Annotated in this window: 18 protein-coding genes, 1 tRNA gene and 1 pseudogene; 13 read left to right on the top strand and 7 right to left on the bottom strand. The window is 69.2% G+C overall.

Annotated elements, in window-relative coordinates; genetic code table 11:
* The first annotated feature begins 15 nt into the window (after positions 1 to 15).
* The 3 genes and pseudogenes from JOD46_RS01915 to JOD46_RS19000 form a co-directional block, all read left to right on the top strand.
* On the top strand, positions 16 to 309 hold the full coding sequence (locus JOD46_RS01915) for a hypothetical protein (protein WP_204391235.1): 294 nt from the start codon (positions 16 to 18) through the stop codon (positions 307 to 309).
* Positions 306 to 1118, top strand: coding sequence for a hypothetical protein (locus JOD46_RS01910; RefSeq protein ID WP_204391234.1), 813 nt, complete (start codon positions 306 to 308; stop codon positions 1116 to 1118). The genes JOD46_RS01915 and JOD46_RS01910 overlap by 4 nt, the downstream gene beginning before the upstream one ends.
* Positions 1102 to 2166 (top strand): annotated as a pseudogene (locus JOD46_RS19000) (recombinase family protein); the annotation flags it as partial. The gene JOD46_RS01910 and the pseudogene JOD46_RS19000, both read left to right, overlap by 17 nt.
* 27 nt (positions 2167 to 2193) lie before the next feature.
* Here JOD46_RS19000 and JOD46_RS01900 read toward each other — a convergent pair.
* Together JOD46_RS01900 and JOD46_RS01895 are read right to left on the bottom strand one after the other, a co-directional pair.
* Positions 2194 to 2943, bottom strand: a complete 750-nt coding sequence (locus tag JOD46_RS01900) for a hypothetical protein (protein ID WP_204391233.1) — start codon at positions 2941 to 2943, stop codon at positions 2194 to 2196.
* A 157-nt stretch (positions 2944 to 3100) separates the two neighbouring features.
* Positions 3101 to 3187 (bottom strand) — tRNA-Leu (locus JOD46_RS01895).
* Positions 3188 to 3480: 293 nt separating this feature from the next.
* On the opposite strand from JOD46_RS01895, the gene JOD46_RS01890 reads away from it, so the two are divergent.
* The 9 genes from JOD46_RS01890 (at position 3481) to pknB (ending at position 15646) form a co-directional block, all read left to right on the top strand.
* A complete protein-coding gene (locus JOD46_RS01890; protein WP_204396136.1) occupies positions 3481 to 4236 on the top strand; it encodes an HAD family hydrolase in 756 nt (251 codons plus the stop codon).
* The gene (locus JOD46_RS01885) at positions 4233 to 6752 is read left to right on the top strand and encodes a glycoside hydrolase family 65 protein (protein ID WP_204391232.1); all 2520 of its coding nucleotides are present in this window, start codon (positions 4233 to 4235) and stop codon (positions 6750 to 6752) included. Before JOD46_RS01890 ends, JOD46_RS01885 begins: the two co-directional genes overlap by 4 nt.
* 99 nt (positions 6753 to 6851) lie before the next feature.
* A complete protein-coding gene (locus JOD46_RS01880) occupies positions 6852 to 7601 on the top strand; it encodes an FHA domain-containing protein (protein ID WP_204391230.1) in 750 nt (249 codons plus the stop codon).
* Positions 7598 to 8134 (top strand): FHA domain-containing protein FhaB/FipA, encoded by a 537-nt coding sequence (locus JOD46_RS01875; RefSeq protein WP_204391228.1) that lies wholly within the window; start codon positions 7598 to 7600, stop codon positions 8132 to 8134. Before JOD46_RS01880 ends, JOD46_RS01875 begins: the two co-directional genes overlap by 4 nt.
* A 3-nt stretch (positions 8135 to 8137) precedes the next feature.
* Positions 8138 to 9370, top strand: a complete 1233-nt coding sequence (locus JOD46_RS01870) for a Stp1/IreP family PP2C-type Ser/Thr phosphatase (protein ID WP_204391227.1) — start codon at positions 8138 to 8140, stop codon at positions 9368 to 9370.
* Complete coding sequence (locus JOD46_RS01865; protein ID WP_372431890.1) at positions 9363 to 10763, top strand: FtsW/RodA/SpoVE family cell cycle protein; 1401 nt, start codon at positions 9363 to 9365, stop codon at positions 10761 to 10763. The genes JOD46_RS01870 and JOD46_RS01865 overlap by 8 nt, the downstream gene beginning before the upstream one ends.
* Positions 10760 to 12214 (top strand): peptidoglycan D,D-transpeptidase FtsI family protein, encoded by a 1455-nt coding sequence (locus tag JOD46_RS01860; protein WP_204391226.1) that lies wholly within the window; start codon positions 10760 to 10762, stop codon positions 12212 to 12214. The genes JOD46_RS01865 and JOD46_RS01860 overlap by 4 nt, the downstream gene beginning before the upstream one ends.
* A complete protein-coding gene (locus JOD46_RS01855; protein ID WP_204391225.1) occupies positions 12211 to 13911 on the top strand; it encodes a serine/threonine-protein kinase in 1701 nt (566 codons plus the stop codon). Before JOD46_RS01860 ends, JOD46_RS01855 begins: the two co-directional genes overlap by 4 nt.
* A gap of 58 nt (positions 13912 to 13969) precedes the next feature.
* Positions 13970 to 15646 (top strand): Stk1 family PASTA domain-containing Ser/Thr kinase, encoded by a 1677-nt coding sequence (gene pknB / locus JOD46_RS01850; protein WP_204391224.1) that lies wholly within the window; start codon positions 13970 to 13972, stop codon positions 15644 to 15646.
* A gap of 55 nt (positions 15647 to 15701) precedes the next feature.
* Here the strand turns inward: pknB and JOD46_RS01845 are convergent, their stop codons facing one another.
* From JOD46_RS01845 to JOD46_RS01835, 3 genes are read right to left on the bottom strand one after another with little or no spacing between them, the layout of a single operon-like run.
* Positions 15702 to 16340, bottom strand: a complete 639-nt coding sequence (locus JOD46_RS01845) for an anthranilate synthase component II (protein WP_204391223.1) — start codon at positions 16338 to 16340, stop codon at positions 15702 to 15704.
* Positions 16337 to 16495, bottom strand: a complete 159-nt coding sequence (locus JOD46_RS01840; protein WP_204391222.1) for a hypothetical protein — start codon at positions 16493 to 16495, stop codon at positions 16337 to 16339. Before JOD46_RS01840 ends, JOD46_RS01845 begins: the two co-directional genes overlap by 4 nt.
* Entirely contained in the window at positions 16496 to 17317 is an 822-nt protein-coding gene (locus tag JOD46_RS01835; protein WP_204391221.1) for a class E sortase, read from the bottom strand.
* Positions 17318 to 17411: 94 nt separating this feature from the next.
* Between JOD46_RS01835 and JOD46_RS01830 the strand changes: the two genes are divergently transcribed.
* The gene (locus JOD46_RS01830) at positions 17412 to 17651 is read left to right on the top strand and encodes a cell division protein CrgA (RefSeq protein ID WP_204391219.1); all 240 of its coding nucleotides are present in this window, start codon (positions 17412 to 17414) and stop codon (positions 17649 to 17651) included.
* 225 nt (positions 17652 to 17876) lie between these two features.
* Here the strand turns inward: JOD46_RS01830 and JOD46_RS01825 are convergent, their stop codons facing one another.
* Positions 17877 to 18734, bottom strand: coding sequence for a rhomboid family intramembrane serine protease (locus JOD46_RS01825; RefSeq protein ID WP_204391217.1), 858 nt, complete (start codon positions 18732 to 18734; stop codon positions 17877 to 17879).
* A 10-nt stretch (positions 18735 to 18744) separates the two neighbouring features.
* A complete protein-coding gene (locus tag JOD46_RS01820; RefSeq protein WP_204391215.1) occupies positions 18745 to 19284 on the bottom strand; it encodes a peptidylprolyl isomerase in 540 nt (179 codons plus the stop codon).
* Positions 19285 to 19380: the final 96 nt, after the last annotated feature.

Raw genomic sequence — 19380 nt, 5'->3', positions numbered from 1 at the left:
GAAAGGAGGTTACTCATGAACTCATCAACCATCACCCACGCGACGCCGGACCAATCAGGCACAGCGCGACAGCTCATCGAACTCGGGCTCGCCCTAGACCCCGAGGCACGCTCGGAAACGCTTGCCCGGCTGATCGCAGCCAGCCTCCATGAAGGCCCCGGCACCGCACTCGAACGGTTTGCGTCCGAAGGCGAGCTCGACGCTGAGAGCACGCTACGCGAGCTCAATGACCTCCGCGTGCCACTCGAACAGGAGGGCTGGGTCGACGCCCTCGGCCGTCACATCCTCGCCACCGGGAGCCGATCATGAGCGAGCATGATCCCCGACCAGCGCACGAGCCAGAGCGTCCCCTCGCTCTTCCCGAGCAGTCAGAGAACCAGGAACCGCCGCTCGAAGAGCGTGTCGAGGCCGGCCTCAGCGCTGCGGCCGAAGCTCACCGCGAAATCGACCTCGACACTGCCCGGCACATCGCCGAAGCGCTCGCGCGCGCCGAGGGCGAAGATAGCGCTCTCGCCCGGTTCGCGAATACGGGGGTCGGGGGTTACCTCGCGCTGCGCGAGGAGTACCTCGACCTCTACAACGATCCCGACACGCCAACTGAGGTGAAGCGGTGGATCGACTGGTTCGGCACCTTCCTCGTCTGGCGCGAGGGCATCGGCAGCGAACGGCGCTTCATGGCCGAGCAGCTCGACCCCGTTCTCGACCGACTCCTGGTACGAACGGACCTGCCCGTGAACGGCGGTGATCAACGTGCGCACGTGCCCGCCAATCTCAGCGCGCGGGAGATCATCGGCCTCGGTGCACGTGTCCAAGCCCTCGATGAATACCAAGAGTTCGCCTTCCGAGCATTTCTGACTCTGCCAGACGTCAACGCCGCCGACCCGAACCTCGTCGAGTCATACCGGGAGAGTCACGTCGGCAGCTTCAACTACATCGAGGATGCCCTCCGTGAGCTCGCCGAACTCGACGGCCTCGAGGATGAACTGCGGCATCTGACCGACATTCGCGGGCTCCCGCAGGCGGCCATCGCGATCGACTATCAGGTCATCGAGGATCACGTCCGCGAGGCATACGACATCGTCTCCGAAGGCTGGCAAATCCATGTCTTCAACACATGATGAGCGACGTGAAAACCACAACACTCGGTCGACCCCGGTCGGAACCGTTGAAGTGGCCGTGGAAGGCCCGGAAGGACTGGACTTCCCGGGCACAAAGAGCGTTAATCCGGAGGACTTAGCCGAGGGAGGGCCCAGCATGAACATTAGAAGTAGCCGATCACCGGGGGTTTTCGCCGCCGCACCACCACGACTCAACCCGACGATCGAGGAACGCGACGTCGACGACGACGCATCGCCCGAGATGACACCACTGATCAGCAACATCGAAGCGCCGCCTGGGACGCGAGCCGTCATCTACCTCCGTGTCTCATCCAAAGGACAGGTGAACACCGACTACGACCCAGAGGGCATTTCCATTCCTGCGCAGCGGGTCGCGTGCACCCGCAAGGCCGACCAACTCGGCCTGACCATCGTCGGCGAGTACGTCGAACCCGGCCGGTCCGGCACCGAGATGACAAAGCGCGTTGCGTTCCAGCAGATGCTGGAACGCATTCGCCGCGAACGCGACGTCGACTATGTCATCGTCCACAAGCTCAGCAGGTTCACTCGCAACCGCCTCGACGATGCGATCGTCATGGCCGACCTTCAGAAGAGAGGGGTCACCCTCGTCTCGGCGACAGAACAGATCGACAACACCCCTGAGGGGCAGCTGATGCACGGCATCCTGGCGACCTTCAATCAGTACCGATCTGCAGCCGACGGCGCCGACATCTCGTACAAGATGGGTCAGAAGGCGAAGAACGGCGGCACGCTCGGCCGAGCACCGATCGGCTATCTCAACACTCTGGAACGGATCGACGGCCGTGAGATCCGCTCCGTCGCGGTGGACCCCCAGCGCGCGCCGTTCGTCAAGCTGGCGTTCGAGCTCTATGCCTCCGGCAAGTACACCCTCGATGACATCACTACCGAACTCGCCGACCGGGGGCTTAGCTCCCGGCCGACCGCAGCGCGCCCCGCCGCACCGATAGGGGTCTCGAAGGTTCAGCGGATGCTCCGCGACCGGTACTACCTCGGCGAGGTCGAGTACAAGGGTGAGACGTACGACGGACGCCACGAGCCGCTCATCGATTCAGAACTATTCGAGCAGGTCCAGACGCTGCTCGATGCGCGAAACAAGTCCGGCGAACGGCGCATCAAGAACGACCACTACCTCAAGGGCACGATCTGGTGCGGACGATGCCGGCTCGAAGACCACGTCATCAAGCGCATGATCATCATGCGAGCGACCGGGCGCAACGGTGGCGAATACGCCTACTTCTTTTGCCGCGGCGTCCAGGACCACGTCTGTGACGCCCCGTACTCCAATATGGAGCGGGTTGAACGCGCTATCGAAGCGCACTACAGGACCATTCAGCTCAGCGACGAATTCATCACCGCCGTGCGGGAGCGCCTTGAATCGGCCGTCGCGGACAAAGCCCGCGCGCAACAACTCTTGCGGCAGCAGCTCGAAACTCAGCTGCGTCAGCTCGCGGTCAAAGAGGAGAACCTGATTGACCTCGCCGCGGACGGCGAGGTTCCAACCGCACGGATCAAGGCGAAGCTCCACGAGATCACCCGGCACCGCGACAAGCTGACCGCGCAACTTGGAGGCGTGGAGCAGGATCTGGACGGGGCGCTCGCGTACATCAATGCCCACCTCGAACTGCTGGGCGATCCGCACGAGTTGTATCGACGGGCATCCGACGACACGCGGCGCCAACTGAATCAGGCGCTCTTTCATCGCATCTACGTCGTCAATGATGAAGTCATCGGCGACGAACTCACCTCGCCGCTCGTCGAGTTGCTGGCCGCTGAACGCGGCTGGACGGCCCTCCAGGCCGGACAAGCCCTCGAAACGGCTACGCGTGCGGCAGAGACCGAACTGGCCCGCAGAAGCCCTCTAAACGCCGAACAGGCCACCCCGAAGGGTGACCTGTTCGATGTAACCGTAGGAGACCTGCTTACCGCCCTGCATTCCCAGGGTGATTGCAGTAAGCCTCCTATGGTGCGCAAGGGGGGAGTTGAACCCCCACGCCCTCACGGGCACACGGACCTGAACCGTGCGCGTCTGCCTATTCCGCCACTTGCGCATACCGCTCCGCACCAGGTGCGGACCAGCCAACCGAGACTAACATACCTGCGCGTGGCATCCGTCACCCGGCCGTGCGACTCCCCCTCCACAGCCGGCTCGAGGCTCCGCATCCGCTCCGAGTCGAGGACGCCCCTCGACCCGCGCCGGACCGCAGGCATAGCCTTGACTACCGGCACCGGCGCCCACCGTCCTCCCCCATCGAAAGGATCGCCCGTGACCCACCCCCGCGACGCCAGCGAGCGCGCGAACCGGACCGCGCCCGCCTCACCGGCCGAGGTCGACCTCGGCGGCATCCGCGGTTGGCTGTTCGACCTCGACGGCGTGCTGACGCCGACGGCGGTCGTGCACATGCACGCGTGGGCGCGCCTGTTCACCCCGTTCCTCGAAGCGCACGGGGCGAGCCCCTACCGCGACGCCGACTACTTCGCCCACATCGACGGCAAGCCCCGCTACGACGGCGTGCGTTCCCTCCTCGCGAGCCGCGACATCCGGCTGCCCGAAGGCGACGTGACGGATGCCGCGACCGAGGAGACCGTGCACGGCTTGGGCAACCGCAAGAACGAGGCGTTCAACGCGACGCTCGCCGAGGAGGGCGTGGCCCCGTATCCCGCGAGCGTGGCGTTCCTCGATGCGATCGAGCGCGCCGGCGGTGCGGTCGCGGTCGTGTCGAGCTCGAAGAACGCCCCGGCGGTGCTCGAGGCGGCGGGTCTGGCCGACCGGTTCGAGGTCGTCGTCGACGGCGCGGTCGCCGCGAAGGAGGGCCTGCCCGGCAAGCCCGCGCCCGACACGTTCGTCCGCGCCGCCGAACTGCTCGGCGTGCCCGCCGAGCAGTGCGCGGTCGTCGAAGACGCGGAATCGGGCGTGCGGGCCGGTGCGACCGGGCCCTTCGGCCTGGTGATCGGCGTCGACCGCGGCGTGGGTCGCGACGTGCTCGCCGAGCTCGGTGCCGACGTGATCGTCGACGAGCTCGACGAGCTGATCCCGGCGCTCGCACGCGCCGGAGCGACATCCGATCGGTCTCGAGACGAGGGAGAGGGCCGAGCATGAGGTTCGCCGACACCGATCCCCTGAACCGCACCGTCTTCCCCGTCGACGAGTGGGCGCTCGTCGAGACCGGGTTCGGCGTCGACGACATGGGCCGCACCGAGACGCTGTTCGCAGTCGGCAACGGCTACCTCGGCCTCCGCGGCAACGTCGAGGAGGGCCGCGACGGCCACATGCACGGCACGTTCGTGAACGGCTTCCACGAGACCTGGCCCATCCGCCACGCGGAGGAGGCGTTCGGCTTCGCCCGCGTCGGGCAGACCATCGTCAACGCGCCCGATGCGAAGATCATCCGTCTCTACGTCGACGACGAGCCCCTCGTGATCACCGAGGCCGAGATCATGTCGTACGAGCGCCGACTCGACTTCCGGCTCGGCGCGCTGAGCCGGCGCATCGAATGGCGCACGCCGTCGGGCAAGCGCGTGCTCATCACGAGCCGCCGCATGGTCAGTTTCACCGACCGCCACCTCGGAGTCATCGACTACGAGGTCGAACTGCTCGACGCCGACGCCGCGGTGACCATCTCGAGCCAGATCCTCAATCGGCAGGACGGCCGTGACGAGTACCGTAGCGGCGTCACCGAGGCGCCCGGCAGCTTCGACCCGCGCAAGGCCGAGATGTTCACCGAGCGCGTGCTCCAGCCGCGCGTGCAGCGTCGCGACGGCGGCCGGTACATGCTCGGCTACCAGACCACGAACTCGAAGATGGCGATCTCCGTCGGGGCGCTGCACTCGATCGAGACCGCCAACGAGTTCACCGAGACCGGGTCGATCGGCGACGACCTCGCCAAGCACATCTACCGGGTGCGCGCGCAGAAGGGCGTGCCGATCCGGATCACCAAGCTCATCAGCTACCACACGGCCCGCAAGGTCCCTGCGCGCGAGCTCGTCGACCGCTGCGACCGCACCCTCGACCGCGGCGAGGAGGTCGGCGTCGGCGAGTTGTTCGCGCAGCAGCGCGCGTGGCTCGACGACTTCTGGGCCCGGTCCGACGTCGAGATCGACGGGCAGCCCGAGTTGCAGCAGGCCACGCGGTGGAACCTCTTCCAGCTCGCGCAGGCCACCGCCCGCACCGACGGCGGTGGCGTCGCCGCGAAGGGCGTGTCGGGCTCGGGGTACGGCGGCCACTACTTCTGGGACTCCGAGATCTACGTGATGCCGTACCTCAGCTACACGGCGCCGATCGTCGCACGCAACGTGCTCCGGTTCCGGCAGCGCATGCTCGACGCCGCCCGGGCGCGCGCGCTCGAGCTGAACCAGCGCGGCGCGCTCTTCCCGTGGCGCACGATCAACGGGCTCGAGTCGAGTGCGTACTACGCGGCCGGCACCGCGCAGTACCACATCGACGCCGACATCGCCTTCGCGCTGTGCCAGTACGTGGCCGCCACCGGCGACGCCGACTTCCTCGCCCGCGGGGCGATCGACATCCTCGTCGAGACCGCCCGCATGTGGGAGGACCTCGGCTTCTGGCGCACGAACACCGACGACGTGTTCCACATCCACGGCGTCACCGGGCCCGACGAGTACACCACCGTGGTGAACGACAACCTCTACACGAACGTCATGGCGCGGGCCAACCTCGCCGCCGCCGCGGCCGCCGTCGACAACCTGCAGGTGCACGACCCCGAATCGCACAAGCGGCTCATCGAGCGGCTCGGCGTCACGCCCGCCGAGGTCGCCAGCTGGCGTCGCGCGGCCGCGCACATGCACATCCCGTTCGACGACAAGCTCGGCGTGCACCCGCAGGATGCCGCATTCCTCGAGAAGGAACTGTGGGACCTCGAGCACACGCCCGAGAGCCACCTGCCGCTGCTGCTGCACTACCACCCGCTGGTCATCTACCGCTTCCAGGTGCTCAAGCAGGCCGACGTCGTGCTCGCCCTCTACCTGCAGGGCGACCGGTTCTCCACCGAGGAGAAGCTCGCCGACTTCGAGTACTACGACCCGCTGACCACGGGCGACTCGACGCTGTCCGCGGTCGTGCAGTCGATCATCGCGTCGGAGGTCGGCTACCACGAGCTCGCGCTGCGGTACTTCCGCTCGGCCCTGTTCGTCGACCTCGCCGACCTGCACCACAACGCGGCCGACGGCGTGCACGTCGCCTCGACCGGCGGGGTCTGGGCCGGGCTGGTCTCGGGCTTCGGCGGGTTCCGCGACCACAACGGCCGCTTCACGTTCGATCCGCGCCTGCCCGACGGATGGAACCGGCTGACGTTCCGGCTCACCATCCGCGGCAGCCGCGTCCGCGTCGACCTCACCCCCGACGCGATCCGCTTCGAGGTGGAGGTGGGCGACGCCGAGGCGGTCGTGCCGCTCGAGGTGCGCGGGGAGCCCGTGCTGATCACCGCCGGCGCCCCGGTGAGCGTGCCGCTCGACGGGCACGGCGCACGGCGTGTCGGCGCTCCCACGATGCAGAACGTCCGAGGCGCGCGCCGCGCCGACGGCACCCTGCTCACGGCGTCGATCCCCACGCTCTCGCTCGACGTCGACGAGGAGGAGGCGGCGGCCGTCTTCGACTGACGCCGACGCGTCGAGGCGCGCCGCCCCCGGCAGGTCCGGGCGCGTTCGCACCCGCTGCGGCTACCATGTCAGTCGAATCACGCACCGGGACGGAGACCTGTGGGCCTACTGGACAACTTCGAGAAGGGTCTCGAACGCGCCGTGAACGGCGCGTTCGCGAAGACCTTCCGCTCGGGGCTGCAGCCCGTCGAGATCACCGCGGCGCTCAAGCGCGAGATCGACACCAAGGCCGCGGTCGTCTCCCGGGATCGCGTGCTGGTCCCCAACCGGTTCACGGTGCGGATGTCGCCCGCCGACCACCAGCGGATGACCTCGCTCGGTCCGGCGCTCGTCGACGAGCTCGTCGACCTCGTGCAGAAGCACGCGGCGAGCCAGCGGTTCCAGTTCGCCGGCGGCATCACGATCGCGCTCCAGCCCGATCCCGGCCTCTCCGAGGGCATGGTGCAGGTGGACTCGCAGAACGTGAAGGGCCGGGTCGCGTGGACCCCGGTCCTGGATGTCGACGGTCGTCGCTACCCGATCCTCAAGGGCCGCACGATCATCGGGCGCGGCAGTGAGGCCGACGTCACCCTCGACGACTCCGGCGCGTCGCGCCGGCATGCCGAGGTGCAGTGGGACGGCTCGCGGGCCCGGGTGCGCGACCTGGGCTCCACGAACGGCACCCAGGTCAACGGGGCGCCGGCGAAGGACGTCGTCCTCGAACCGGATTCCGTGATCACGATCGGCCGCTCGCGTATCGTGTTCCGCGTGCTCGCCCAAGCCGAACCCTCCGAGACCGCGGCCGGCCGCCGCGTCGACCCCGGTGCCCCGCGTCCCGACGCGGGCGGCTTCTGGGGGCCCGCCCGATGAGTGAACTGACCCTCCTCGTCCTCCAGCTCGGCTTCCTCCTCCTCCTCTGGGTCTTCGTCTTCGCCATCGTCTACGCCCTGCGCAGCGACCTCTTCGGGCAGCGGGTGCGCAAGCTGCAGCCCGAGCCGGCCGCTGCGGGAGCCCCGCGGGCCGCGGGCCCCGACGCGCCGACCGCGGCCGTCTCCCGGCCCGCACCCGCCGCCGCGTCAGGCGCGGGCGGCGGCTCGGATGCCACGACCGAGAACGCCACCCGACTCGTGATCACCTCCGGCGCGAAGGCGGGCGCGGAGTTCCCACTCGGCCGCGACGAGATCACGATCGGCCGGTCCAGCGATTCGGCCATCATCATCCGCGACGACTACACCTCGACCCACCATGCCCGTCTGATGCTGTGGAACGGCCGCTGGATGATCCAGGACCTCGACTCCACGAACGGCACGTTCCTCAACGGCTCCCGAGTCACCGTGCCCACGCCCATCCCGCTCGGAGCCACCGTCAAGGTCGGAGCGACGACGTTCGAGCTGCGGCGGTAGCCGATGGCCAGCGTCAAGGCGAGCGCCGCGGTCTCGCACGTCGGCCGGGTCCGTTCGAACAACCAGGACTCGGGATACGCCGGACGACGGCTCTTCCTCGTCGCCGACGGCATGGGCGGCCACGCCGGCGGCGACGTGGCGAGTGCGATCGCGACCAAGCGCATCGCCGAGGCCGACGCCGACTACGAGAACTCGCAGGCTGCGGCGACCGCGCTCGAGCGGGCGCTCCTCGCCGCGAACCGCACGCTCGAGGAGACGGTCGCCGAGCACTCCGAGCTGACCGGCATGGGCACGACCGTCAGCGCGATGCTCATCCAGCAGGATCGCGTCGTGATCGCCCACATCGGCGACTCGCGGGTCTACCTGTTCCGCTCCGGCGAACTCAGCCAGGTCTCCACCGACCACACGTTCGTCCAGCGCCTCGTCGACGCCGGCCGCATCACCGCCGAGGAGGCCATGGTCCATCCGCGGCGCTCGGTGCTGATGCGCGTGCTCGGCGACGTCGAGGCCAACCCCGAGATCGACACGCTCGTGATCGACGCGCATCCCGGCGACCGCTGGATGCTGTGCTCCGACGGGCTCTCGGGCGTCGTGGCGTTCGAGGAGCTGCACGAGATCCTGGCTTCCGACGCGGGCGCCAAGCCGGTCGCCGACCGGCTCGTGAAGGCCTCGCTCGACGGCGGCGCGCCCGACAACGTCACCGTCGTGGTCGTCGACATCGGCGAACCGCCCGCCCCCGAGACGCCTCCGCTGGTCGTCGGCTCGGCCGCCGCGCCGCTCGCCTTCGGCACCGCGCCCGAGCCGGCGCGCCGCCCCGGAATCCGCCTGACCCCGTTCCGCCCGCACCCGGTGCAGGAGACCCACTTCGAGCCCGACTCGGAGGAGTTCTTCGACGAGCTGATCGAGGAGGACGAGCGTCGCCGGAGGCGACGCCGCGTCATGTGGGGACTCTGGATCGTCCTGCTGGTCGCGGCGATCGTCGCGGCGTTCGCGATCGGCTACCAGTGGACGCAGACCCGGTTCTACGTCGGCGAGTACAACGGTCGGGTCGCGGTCTACCAGGGCATCCAGCAGGATCTCGGACCGATCTCGCTGCATCACCTGCACTCGGAGACCAGCATCGACATGGCCGACCTGCGCTCGTACGACCAGCAGCGCGTCGAGCAGACGATCAGCGCGGGCTCGCTCGACGAGGCCCGGCGGATCGTGTCGCGATTGGAGGAGTCCGTTGAGTGACCGGGGAGCCGCCCGCACCGCGGATTCCGCGCCGGCGACGGCGAGCGTCCGCCGCATCCGCATGCCGCAGAAGCTGCGGAACCTCGAGCTGGGCCTGCTCATCGCGGCCTGCGGGATCAACGTCGGGGCGATCGTCCTCGTGCAGCTCGGCGCGATGGGACGCATCGACACCCAGCTCGTGCTGCTCGGCGCGGGGCTCTCCACGCTCGTGTTCGGCCTGCACATCGCCATGCGGTTCGTCGCGCGCGATGCCGACCCGTTCCTGCTGCCCATCGCGACGGTGCTCAACGGCCTCGGCATCGCGATGATCTACCGCATCGACATCGCGTACGGCGATGCCGGGTGGGAGAGCGCCGCCGTGCGCCAGATGGTGTGGAGCGTCATCGCGATCGTCGCCGGGCTTGCGACGATCCTGCTCATCCGGAACCACCGCGTGCTCTTCCGGTACACCTACCTCTCGGGGCTCATCGCCATCGTGCTGCTGCTCCTCCCCCTCGTGCCCGGGCTCGGTCGCGAGGTGAGCGGCGCGCGCGTCTGGATCGGCGTCGGCGACTTCGCGACGTTCCAGCCCGGCGAGATCGCGAAGATCGCCCTGGCGGTCTTCTTCGCCGGGTACCTCGTGCGCAACCGGGACTCGCTCTCGATGGTCGGGCGCACGTTCCTCGGCATGCGGTTCCCGCGCGGGCGCGACCTCGGACCGCTGCTCGTGGTGTGGGCGCTCTCCATGTCGGTCATCGTCTTCCAGCGCGACCTCGGCACGGCGCTGCTCTACTTCGGCCTGTTCCTCGTCATGCTCTACGTCGCGACGAGCCGGCTGTCGTGGGTCGTGCTCGGGCTCAGCCTCTTCTTCGCCGGCGCGATCATCGCCAGCCAGACCCTCGACTACGTCAACGGCCGGTTCCGCAATTGGCTCGACGCGTTCAACCCCGAGGTCTACGACGCCCAGGGCGGATCGTTCCAGCTCGTCCAGGGCCTCTTCGGCCTCGCCAACGGCGGCCTCATCGGCACCGGCCTCGGGCAGGGCCGGCCCGACCTCACCCCGGTCCCGCAGAGCGACTACATCATCGCGAGCCTCGGCGAGGAGCTGGGGCTCGCGGGCGTGTTCGCGATCCTCGCCCTCTACGTGCTCTTCGTCGCCCGCGGCTTCCGGATCGGCTTCGCGGGGCAGGACGACTTCGGCAAGCTGCTCGGCGTCGGCCTCGCGTTCGTCGTCGCGCTGCAGGTGTTCATCGTGGTCGGCGGCGTGACCCGCGTCATCCCGCTCACCGGCCTGACGACGCCATTCCTAGCCGCCGGCGGGTCGTCGCTCGTGGCGAACTGGATGATCGTGGCCCTGCTGCTGCGCCTCTCCGACACGGTCCGCAACCACCCGAGGCTGGTGATCGACGGATGAACCGCGAACTCAAGCGGGTGACGATCGTCGCCCTCCTCATGTTCCTGACCCTGTTCGTCGCCTCGACGGTCATCCAGTACGTGCAGGCCGAGAACCTCGCGGCCGACCCCCGCAACGCGCGCACGCTGTACCAGAGCTACTCCGTCGAACGCGGACCGATCCTCGTGGGGGGCGAGCCGATCGCGTTCTCGGAGCCCTCCGACGACGACTACAAGTTCCAGCGGGTGTACGCGAACGGGCCCCTGTACGCGCCCGTGACCGGCTTCATCCCGGTCAACGGCGAGGCGACCGGGCTCGAGCAGTCCCTGAACGCCGAGCTCAGCGGTCGCTCGGAGTCGCAGTTCTTCGACTCGCTGAACCGACTGATCTCCGGTCAGGACCCGATGGGCGCGTCGGTCGAGGTCTCCATCGACCCGGTGGCGCAGCAGGCCGCGTGGGATGCCCTCGGCGACTACACCGGCGCGGTGATCGTCACCGAGCCCGCGACCGGTCGCATCATCGCGATGGTCACCAAGCCCACGTACGACCCGAACTCGCTCGCCGTGCACGACGGCACCCAGGTGCAGGAGACCTACGAGGGACTGCTCGCCGATCCCGGCGATCCGCTGTTCAACCGGGCGACGGGCGGCGACATGAACCCGCCGGGTTCGACGTTCAAGCTCGTCATGGTCGCCGCGGCGCTCGAGTCGGGCCAGTACACGCCCGACTCGACGTTCCCGAACCCGTCCCAGATCACCCTGCCGGGCACCGACGCCGTCGTGCGCAACTCCGACGGCGGCACCTGCGGCAGCGGCGCGGAGGTGACGCTCGCGACCGCGCTGCGGCTCTCGTGCAACATCCCGATGGCCGAGCTCGCGATGGAGCTCGGCGACGACGCCATCCGCGCGCAGGCCGAGAAATTCGGCTTCAACTCGAACTTCTCGACGCCGAACCCGACCGAGACGAGCACCTACCCGGCCAACCCCGACGAGCCGCAGACGGCGCTGACCGGCTTCGGCCAGGGCGACGTGCGCGCGACGCCGCTGCAGATGGCCATGGTCTCGGCCGCGATCGCCAACGGCGGCATCGTGCAGAACCCCGACCTGGTCGACTCGATCACGGCCCCTGACTTCCGCACGATCGAGGAGTTCGAGCCCTCGGAATTCGGCCGGGCGATCAGCGAGCAGACGGCGCGCACGATGACCGAGATGATGGTCAACGGCGTCGAGAACGGCGCCGCGAGTAATGCAAGAATAGACGGCGTCAGCGTGGCCGGTAAGACGGGTACAGCGGAGAACGGCGAGGACGACCCTTACACCTTGTGGTTCACCGGTTTTGCCCCCGCCGACGACCCTCAGTATGCGATCACGGTGCTCGTGGAAGACGGCGGGGGGCTTGGTCAGGAGGGGTACGGCAATCTGATTGCCGCGCCCGTGGCGAAACAGGTACTAGAGGCGGTGCTGAACAAATGAGACCGAGCGCTGGGCTCACCTTCGGAGGACGCTACGAGCTGTCCTCCCGGATCGCCATCGGCGGAATGGGCGAGGTCTGGCAAGCCACCGACCTCGTCATCGGCCGCCAGGTGGCGATCAAGATCCTGAAGGACGAGTACCTCGGCGACCCGGGATTCCTCGAGCGGTTCCGCGCCGAGGCCCGTCACGCCGCCCTCGTGAACCACGAGGGCATCGCCAACGTGTTCGACTACGGCGAGGAGGAGGGCAGCGCCTACCTCGTCATGGAGCTCGTCCCCGGCGAGGCGCTGTCGACGATCCTCGAGCGCGAGCACGTGCTCTCGACCGACAAGGTGCTCGACATCGTCGCGCAGACCGCCGCGGCGCTCCAGGCCGCGCACGCGGCAGGACTCGTGCACCGCGACATCAAGCCGGGCAACCTGCTCATCACGCCCGACGGCCGGGTGAAGATCACCGACTTCGGCATCGCCCGGATCGCCGACCAGGTGCCGCTGACGGCGACCGGCCAGGTCATGGGCACGGTCCAGTACCTCTCGCCCGAGCAGGCCTCCGGCCACCCCGCCTCGCCGACGACCGACATCTACTCGCTCGGCATCGTCGCCTACGAGTGCCTCGCGGGCCGCCGGCCGTTCACCGGCGAGTCGCAGGTCGCGATCGCGATGGCCCAGATCAACGAGACGCCGCCCGACCTGCCCGTGACGGTGTCCGAGCCGGTGCGCAACCTCGTCTACGCGTGCATCGCCAAGAACCCCGCCGACCGTCCGCAGACGGCCGCGCACCTCGCGCGCGCGGCCAACGCGCTGCGCCGCGGCGACGTCCGCGGCGCCGCCGCGGCGGTGCCCGCGGTGCTCGGGGCCGCGGCCGGCGCGACGGCGGCCACGGCGCTCCTGCCGCAGCAGGGGGCCGCGACCGCGGCCACCACCGTGCTGCCCGCAGGCGCAGCGGTCACGACGACCGAGACCGAGGAGGAGGAGCCCCAGCCCGAGCGCAAGCGCAGCCCGTGGACCTGGCCGCTCATCGTCCTCATCGCACTGCTCGCGCTCGTGCTCATCGGCACGCTCATCGCGCTCGCACTGAACGGCGGCGACGAGCCGACGCCCTCGAACTCCACGCCCGCCCGTTCGACGTCGACGTCGGCGCCCCCATCGTCGTCGACACCGCCCCCGCCCGAGCCCACTACCGAGGCGCCGCCGCAGACGGTCCAGGTCAACCGCGACGACTACATCGGCCGCAACGTCGACGAGGTCCGTGCTGAGCTCGAGGCGGCCGGCCTGGTCGTCAGCACCCAGCAGGGCGCGCCGGCGACCGACCCCGACCAGGCGAACACCGTCTCCGATGTCAATCCGAGCGGCCCGCTTCCGGTCGGATCGACCGTGACGGTCACGTACCTGGGGGCACCCGAGACCCCGAGCGCCCCCGCGAACGCACCGACCGTCAACCCCGCGCAGGTGGCGCCGGGCGGCATCGTCCAGGTGAGCTGGCCCGCGGCCACGTGCCCCTCGGGCCAGCAGCTCAGCGGCTACGAGGTGGCGGTCACGGCGGATGCCGTCGCACCCAGTCCCGTCGGCGCGGGCACCACCAGCGTGAACGTGCAGGCCGGGCAGCAGTCGTTCGAGGTCACCTACCGGTACTTCTGCGGCCAGCTCGACTCGCCGTTCTCGCCGGCCGCGCCGGTGACGGTCGGCAACGGGAACTAGATCAGGCGGCGGCTGACGCCGAGAGGGAGACGGAGGCACCGTGGAGGATGACGGACGCATGCTCGCGGGACGATACCGCGTGGGCGCCCTCATCGGCCGCGGAGGCATGTCCGACGTCCACGTCGGCACCGACCTGCGCCTCGGCCGGCAGGTCGCCATCAAGCTGCTGAAGCCGCAGCTCGCCACCGACCCGGCGTTCCGCATGCGATTCCGCCAGGAGGCGCAGTCGGCGGCGCGGATGGCGCACCCGACGATCGTGCGCGTCTTCGACGCGGGCGAGGAGACGGTGCAGGACGCATCCGGCCACGAGGTGCAGCTCCCGTTCATCGTGATGGAGTTCGTCGAGGGCCGGCTCCTGAAGGACATCATCCACGACGGTCCGCTCGATCCGATCGCGGCGTCCCGCGTCATCGACGGCGTGCTGACCGCGCTCGAGTACTCGCATCGCGCCGGCGTCGTGCACCGCGACATCAAGCCGGGCAACATCATGATCACCACCGGCGGCCAGGTGAAGGTCATGGACTTCGGCATCGCGCGAGCCGTCTCCGACTCGGCGACCACGGTCGCCCAGACCACCGCGATCCTGGGCACCGCCTCGTACTTCTCCCCCGAGCAGGCCAAGGGCGAGACGGTCGACGCGCGGACCGACCTCTACAGCACGGGCGTCGTGCTCTTCGAGATGCTCACGGGGCGCCCGCCGTTCCGCGGCGACTCGCCGGTCGCGGTCGCGTACCAGCACGTGAGCGAGCGTCCCGTCAAGCCGAGCGTCATCAACCCCAAGGTCTCACCGGCCCTCGACGCGGTGGTGCTCCACGCGCTCGCGAAGGACCGGACCGTGCGGTACCAGACCGCGGCGGAGTTCCGTGCCGACGTCGAGGCCGCGGCATCCGGTCGAGTGCCCCAGCCGCGCAAGACCGATGAGACCTCGCTCTTCTTCGGCACGCCCACGGGGGCGCTCTCCACGTCCGAGCTGGCCCTGCGCCAGTTGACCGAGGACGACACCATGTCCCGGACGCAGCGCCGCCCACCGGCGATCTGGATCTGGTCGGGCATCATCGCCGTGGTCGTGATCGTCGTCGCGGTGATGTACTGGGCGTTCAACCTCCAGCCGTCCGACGACCTGCCCTCCAACGCGCGGGAGGTCCCGACGCTGGCCGGGGCCACGTGGGAGGAGGCGGCCGACCAGTTGCAGGCCCTGACGCTGCCCGCGACCAGGCTCGACGAGTCCAGCGACACGGTCGCGGCGGGCGAGGTGATCCGCACCGAGCCGGCCGCCGGCGAGATCGTCGACACCGGCACGCCGGTGAAGGTCTACGTCTCGAGCGGGCGTGAAGCGGTCACCGTGCCGAACGTGGTGAACAAGTCGATCGACGACGCGAAAGCCGACGTGCAGGCCGCGGGCCTGACGGCCGGCACCGAGACCCGGGAGAACTCGCCCACCGTGGCCGAGGGCGTGGTGCTGGCCACCGATCCCGAGGGCGGAGCCTCGATCGAGGCCGGCGGAACGGTGAACTTCCGGATCTCGAGCGGGCTCGTGACGCTGCCCGACCTGACCGGCCAGTCCCTGCAGGCGGCCTCCGACTACCTCGGCACGTCCCAGCTGCAGCTCACTGCGGTCCCGGTGCCCGACGGCAGCTGCAAGTCGCAGCCGGGGTCGCCCGTGATCCGGCAGTCGCTGCCGCCTGGCGACGTGCCGCAGAAGTCCGAGGTCCAGCTCACGTACTGCGCGGGCTGACGCGCGGTTCCACAGCGTCTCCCTGTCGGGGGCGTCCGGGACGACCGCGAGCGGATCAGCTCGCGCGCACCAGCGGGTTCAGGGACTGCGCGCGCACGCGCGCCTCGGGCAGCCCGGCGACGGCGAGCCAGTTGCCGAGCATGCGGTAGCCGCCCTCTGTGAGCACCGACTCCGGGTGGAACTGCACGCCGTAGATCGGCGCGGATTCGTGCCGAAGGCCCATGATTACGCCGCCCTGCGTGCGGCTGGTGACCACGAGCTCGTCCGGCACCGTCCCGTCGACGACCGCGAGCGAGTGGTAGCGCGTGGCGGTGAACGGCTGCGGCACGCCCTCGTAGAAGGCGCTGTCGTCGTGCTCGATGCGCGAGGTCTTGCCGTGCATGAGCTCCTCGGCGTTGGTGACGGTCGCGCCGAAGGCCTCGGCGACCGCCTGGTGGCCCAGGCACACGCCGAGCAGCGGCTGGCCGGAACGGAGCGCCGCCTCGACGACGGGGATGGACACGCCGGCGTCGGCCGGCTTGCCCGGACCGGGCGAGATGAGCACGCCGTCGTACTCGGCGATGCGCTCGGCGACCTCCTCGACGGGGATGTCGTCGTTGCGGACGACGTCGGTCTCGGCGCCGAGCTCCTGCAGGTAGCCGTTCAGCGTGTAGACGAAGCTGTCGTAGTTGTCGATGACGAGGATCCGGGTCATTGCTCCACCGTGACGTCGATTGGGTTGAGGATGCCGTCGACCCAGGGGAAGACCCAGGTGAACAGGACGAAGATCACGCCGGCGAGGATCGCCAGCAGGAGGATGATGCGCAGCCACACCGGCCCGGGGAGGATGCGCCACAAGGCACCGTACATCTATTCCCCCCAGGCCGCGACTTGCGCGGCGATGTCGGCCGGCGGACCGGCGGCGGCAGGCTGCCACGACTCGAGCACGCCGTAGGCGATGATCCGCTCGGCGGTCGAGTACAGCGGGTTGCAGCTGGTGAGCGTCACGATCCGGTCGGTCGGCTCGAGGTCGGGATGGTGCGGCACCGGCGCGAGCACCTCGACGCTCTCGGGCGTGACGTACTCGAGGTCGCGGAACCGGTACGTGTACCAGCCGTCGCGGGTCTGGATGTAGATCGCATCGCCGAGCTGGAGCTGCTCGATCTCGTGCATGCCGCCCCCGTACGCGCTGCGGTGCGCCGCGATGGCGAAGTTGCCGACCTCGCCGGGCATCTGGGTGCCGGGATAGTGCCCGACGCCGAGATCGAAGCTGCTCAGCACGTCGAGTCCGATGCCCTCGGCGATGGTGCGCTGCGAGTCCTCGCCGAAGCGCGGCACGTACATGACCGCGAACGCGTCGCCGTTCCCGTAGTCGGTGCCGTCGACCACGGGCGGGCCCGGGTCGGGCGATTCCGCGGGCGGCGTCGGCTCGCCGTCGTGGGTGCCCGGCGTGCGATCCTGCTCGATCCATTCCGTGGAGAGGTCGGATGCCGCATCGGACTGCTGGGATGCCACGAGCGCGTCGTTCCACCACAGCTTCCAGCCGAGGAACAGCAGGATGAGGGCGCCGGCCGAGAGCAGCACCTCGCCGAGCACGGCCACCGGCCCGACCCGCCGCCGCGCGGGCGCCTGGACGCCCCGAGACGCGACCGCGTCGCGTTCGGCCGGCTCAGCGGGCTCCCGTCCGGGCATACCGGAGATTCTAGTTCGCCGAGCCGGGGGGCCCCGTCGCTCCCCCCGAGGCTGCGGTCGGAGTCGCCCCGCGCGGTGGACTACAATCTCCCGCATGGCACGCACCAACTCTTCGAAGCCCGCGCGCGCGGAGCAGCCGAGCGGCGAGGACGCCCCGAACCCCGTCTGGTTCAAGCCCGTCATGTTCGGCTTCATGCTGCTCGGGCTGCTCTGGATCATCGTGTTCTACGTGAGCCAGGGCGCCCTGCCGGTGGCGGCGCTCGGTTCGTGGAACATCCTGATCGGCTTCGGCATCGCCTTCGTGGGGTTCCTGATGACCACACGCTGGCGCTGACCGGCGAGCGACGAAGCGGGGCGGATGCTGCGGCATCCGCCCCGCTTCTCGCATCTCTGCACAGGGTTATCCACATCATCCACAGGTTTCTCCACACCGTCCCCACCCTATGGACGGGCCTGATGCGCGGAATTCCGGACATCGTGCGGAATCACACCCGTGTAACTCTCCCCAACTGTGGACAGCGTTGTGGATAACCCCGGCCGGAACCCGGTTGAGGGGGTTTCAGGCGATCGGGAAGAAGAAGTACCGCAGGCTCAGGACGAGCAGGACGACGGTCAGCCCGACGAGGAGCCCGACCTGAAGCCCGCGCTGGTCGCGCTTGCGCGTCTCGACGAAGATGAGCCCCACCAGCGCGCCGCCGATCAGGCCGCCGAGATGGGCCTGCCATGCGATGTTGAAACCCGGAATGAACCCGATGACGAGGTTGATGCCCAGCAGGACGAGCAGCTGGGTCGCATCTCCTCCGAGGCGGCGCTGGATCACGAGGAACGCGCCCATCAGCCCGAAGATCGCCCCGGACGCGCCCAAGACGGCGATACGCGGATCTCCCAGCCAGAGCACGCCGACGGATCCGGCGAGCCCGGAGATGAGGTACAGCGCGAGGAAGCGCGTCGGACCGAGGAAGCGCTCGAGCAGCTGGCCGAAGATCCACAACGTGTACATGTTCAGCAGCACGTGGAAGATCAGCGTCGTCGAATGGAGGAACACCGACGTCAGCATCCGCCACGGCTCGAAATTGCCAGGCAGAGAGTAGACGCCGGCGTACCAGAAGCGATCCGTCAGTGCGAGCCCCGGCACCAGCTGCAGCAGATACACCGCCACCGTGATGCCGATGAGGGAATAGGTCACCACCGGCGCACCGCGTCGGCCGGCCGACCGCACGCGCGTCAGCACCGCGGGCTTGGTGCGCGGCGCCGACGCGCGCTGCTCGCGCATGCACTCGGGGCAGATCACGCCGACGGGCGCCGGGGTCTGGCATTCACCGCAGATCGTGCGACCACAGCGCTGGCACAGCACGAAGCTCTGCCGGTCGGGGTGCCGGTAGCAGAAGTTCGAGCGCTCTGGCGCCGGATCGCTCACCGCGGGCGGCTCAGAGCTGCTCGACGGTGATCTTCTCGATCACGACGTCGTCGAGCGGCCGGTCGCGGCCGTCGGTGGGCACGGAGGCGAGCTTGTCGACGACCGCCTGGCTCGCGGCATCCGTCACCTTGCCGAAGATCGTGTGCTTGCCCTGCAGCCAGGTGGTCGGGCCGACGGTGATGAAGAACTGCGAGCCGTTCGTGCCGCGGCCGCCCTGGGTGCCGGCGTTCGCCATCGCGAGCACGTAGGGCTCGGTGAAGTCGAGCTCGGGGTTGATCTCGTCGTCGAAGCGGTAGCCCGGTCCGCCGATGCCCTGGCCGAGCGGGTCGCCGCCCTGGATCATGAAGCCGGGGATGATGCGGTGGAAGACGACCCCGTTGTAGAGCGGCTCGGTGGTGGTCTGGCCCGTTCCGGGGTGCGTCCACTCGATCTCGCCGGTCGCGAGGCCGATGAAATTCTTGACCGTCTTCGGCGCGTGGTGGCCGTACAGGTCGACCTTGATGTCGCCGTGATTGGTGGTGATCGTCGCGACTGCGGTGGGATTCGGCATAGCGACGATTCTCTCATGAGGGGATTCGTCGCCGGGTATGCAACCCCCGGCACTCCCACCCCACTTCCAGCGGGTTCGGTGGCAGGATGGAGGGGT

Origin of the sequence: Agromyces aurantiacus, from assembly GCF_016907355.1 — a bacterium.
Classification (GTDB): Bacteria; Actinomycetota; Actinomycetes; order Actinomycetales; family Microbacteriaceae; genus Agromyces; species Agromyces aurantiacus.
Note: the sequence above shows the minus strand (reverse complement) of the source record. Positions and strands in the feature narration are given on the sequence as shown.

What these genes read in the sequence shown, in the direction of transcription:
- JOD46_RS01915 (WP_204391235.1), top strand. Translation starts at nt 16, where the DNA reads ATGAACTCATCAACCATCACCCACGCGACGCCGGACCAATCAGGCACA.
- JOD46_RS01910 (WP_204391234.1), top strand. Translation starts at nt 306, where the DNA reads ATGAGCGAGCATGATCCCCGACCAGCGCACGAGCCAGAGCGTCCCCTC.
- JOD46_RS01885 (WP_204391232.1), top strand. Translation starts at nt 4,233, where the DNA reads ATGAGGTTCGCCGACACCGATCCCCTGAACCGCACCGTCTTCCCCGTC.
- JOD46_RS01875 (WP_204391228.1), top strand. Translation starts at nt 7,598, where the DNA reads ATGAGTGAACTGACCCTCCTCGTCCTCCAGCTCGGCTTCCTCCTCCTC.
- JOD46_RS01870 (WP_204391227.1), top strand. Translation starts at nt 8,138, where the DNA reads ATGGCCAGCGTCAAGGCGAGCGCCGCGGTCTCGCACGTCGGCCGGGTC.
- JOD46_RS01860 (WP_204391226.1), top strand. Translation starts at nt 10,760, where the DNA reads ATGAACCGCGAACTCAAGCGGGTGACGATCGTCGCCCTCCTCATGTTC.
- JOD46_RS01855 (WP_204391225.1), top strand. Translation starts at nt 12,211, where the DNA reads ATGAGACCGAGCGCTGGGCTCACCTTCGGAGGACGCTACGAGCTGTCC.
- pknB (WP_204391224.1), top strand. Translation starts at nt 13,970, where the DNA reads ATGCTCGCGGGACGATACCGCGTGGGCGCCCTCATCGGCCGCGGAGGC.
- JOD46_RS01845 (WP_204391223.1), bottom strand. Translation starts at nt 16,340, where the DNA reads ATGACCCGGATCCTCGTCATCGACAACTACGACAGCTTCGTCTACACG.
- JOD46_RS01840 (WP_204391222.1), bottom strand. Translation starts at nt 16,495, where the DNA reads ATGTACGGTGCCTTGTGGCGCATCCTCCCCGGGCCGGTGTGGCTGCGC.
- JOD46_RS01835 (WP_204391221.1), bottom strand. Translation starts at nt 17,317, where the DNA reads ATGCCCGGACGGGAGCCCGCTGAGCCGGCCGAACGCGACGCGGTCGCG.
- JOD46_RS01830 (WP_204391219.1), top strand. Translation starts at nt 17,412, where the DNA reads ATGGCACGCACCAACTCTTCGAAGCCCGCGCGCGCGGAGCAGCCGAGC.
- JOD46_RS01820 (WP_204391215.1), bottom strand. Translation starts at nt 19,284, where the DNA reads ATGCCGAATCCCACCGCAGTCGCGACGATCACCACCAATCACGGCGAC.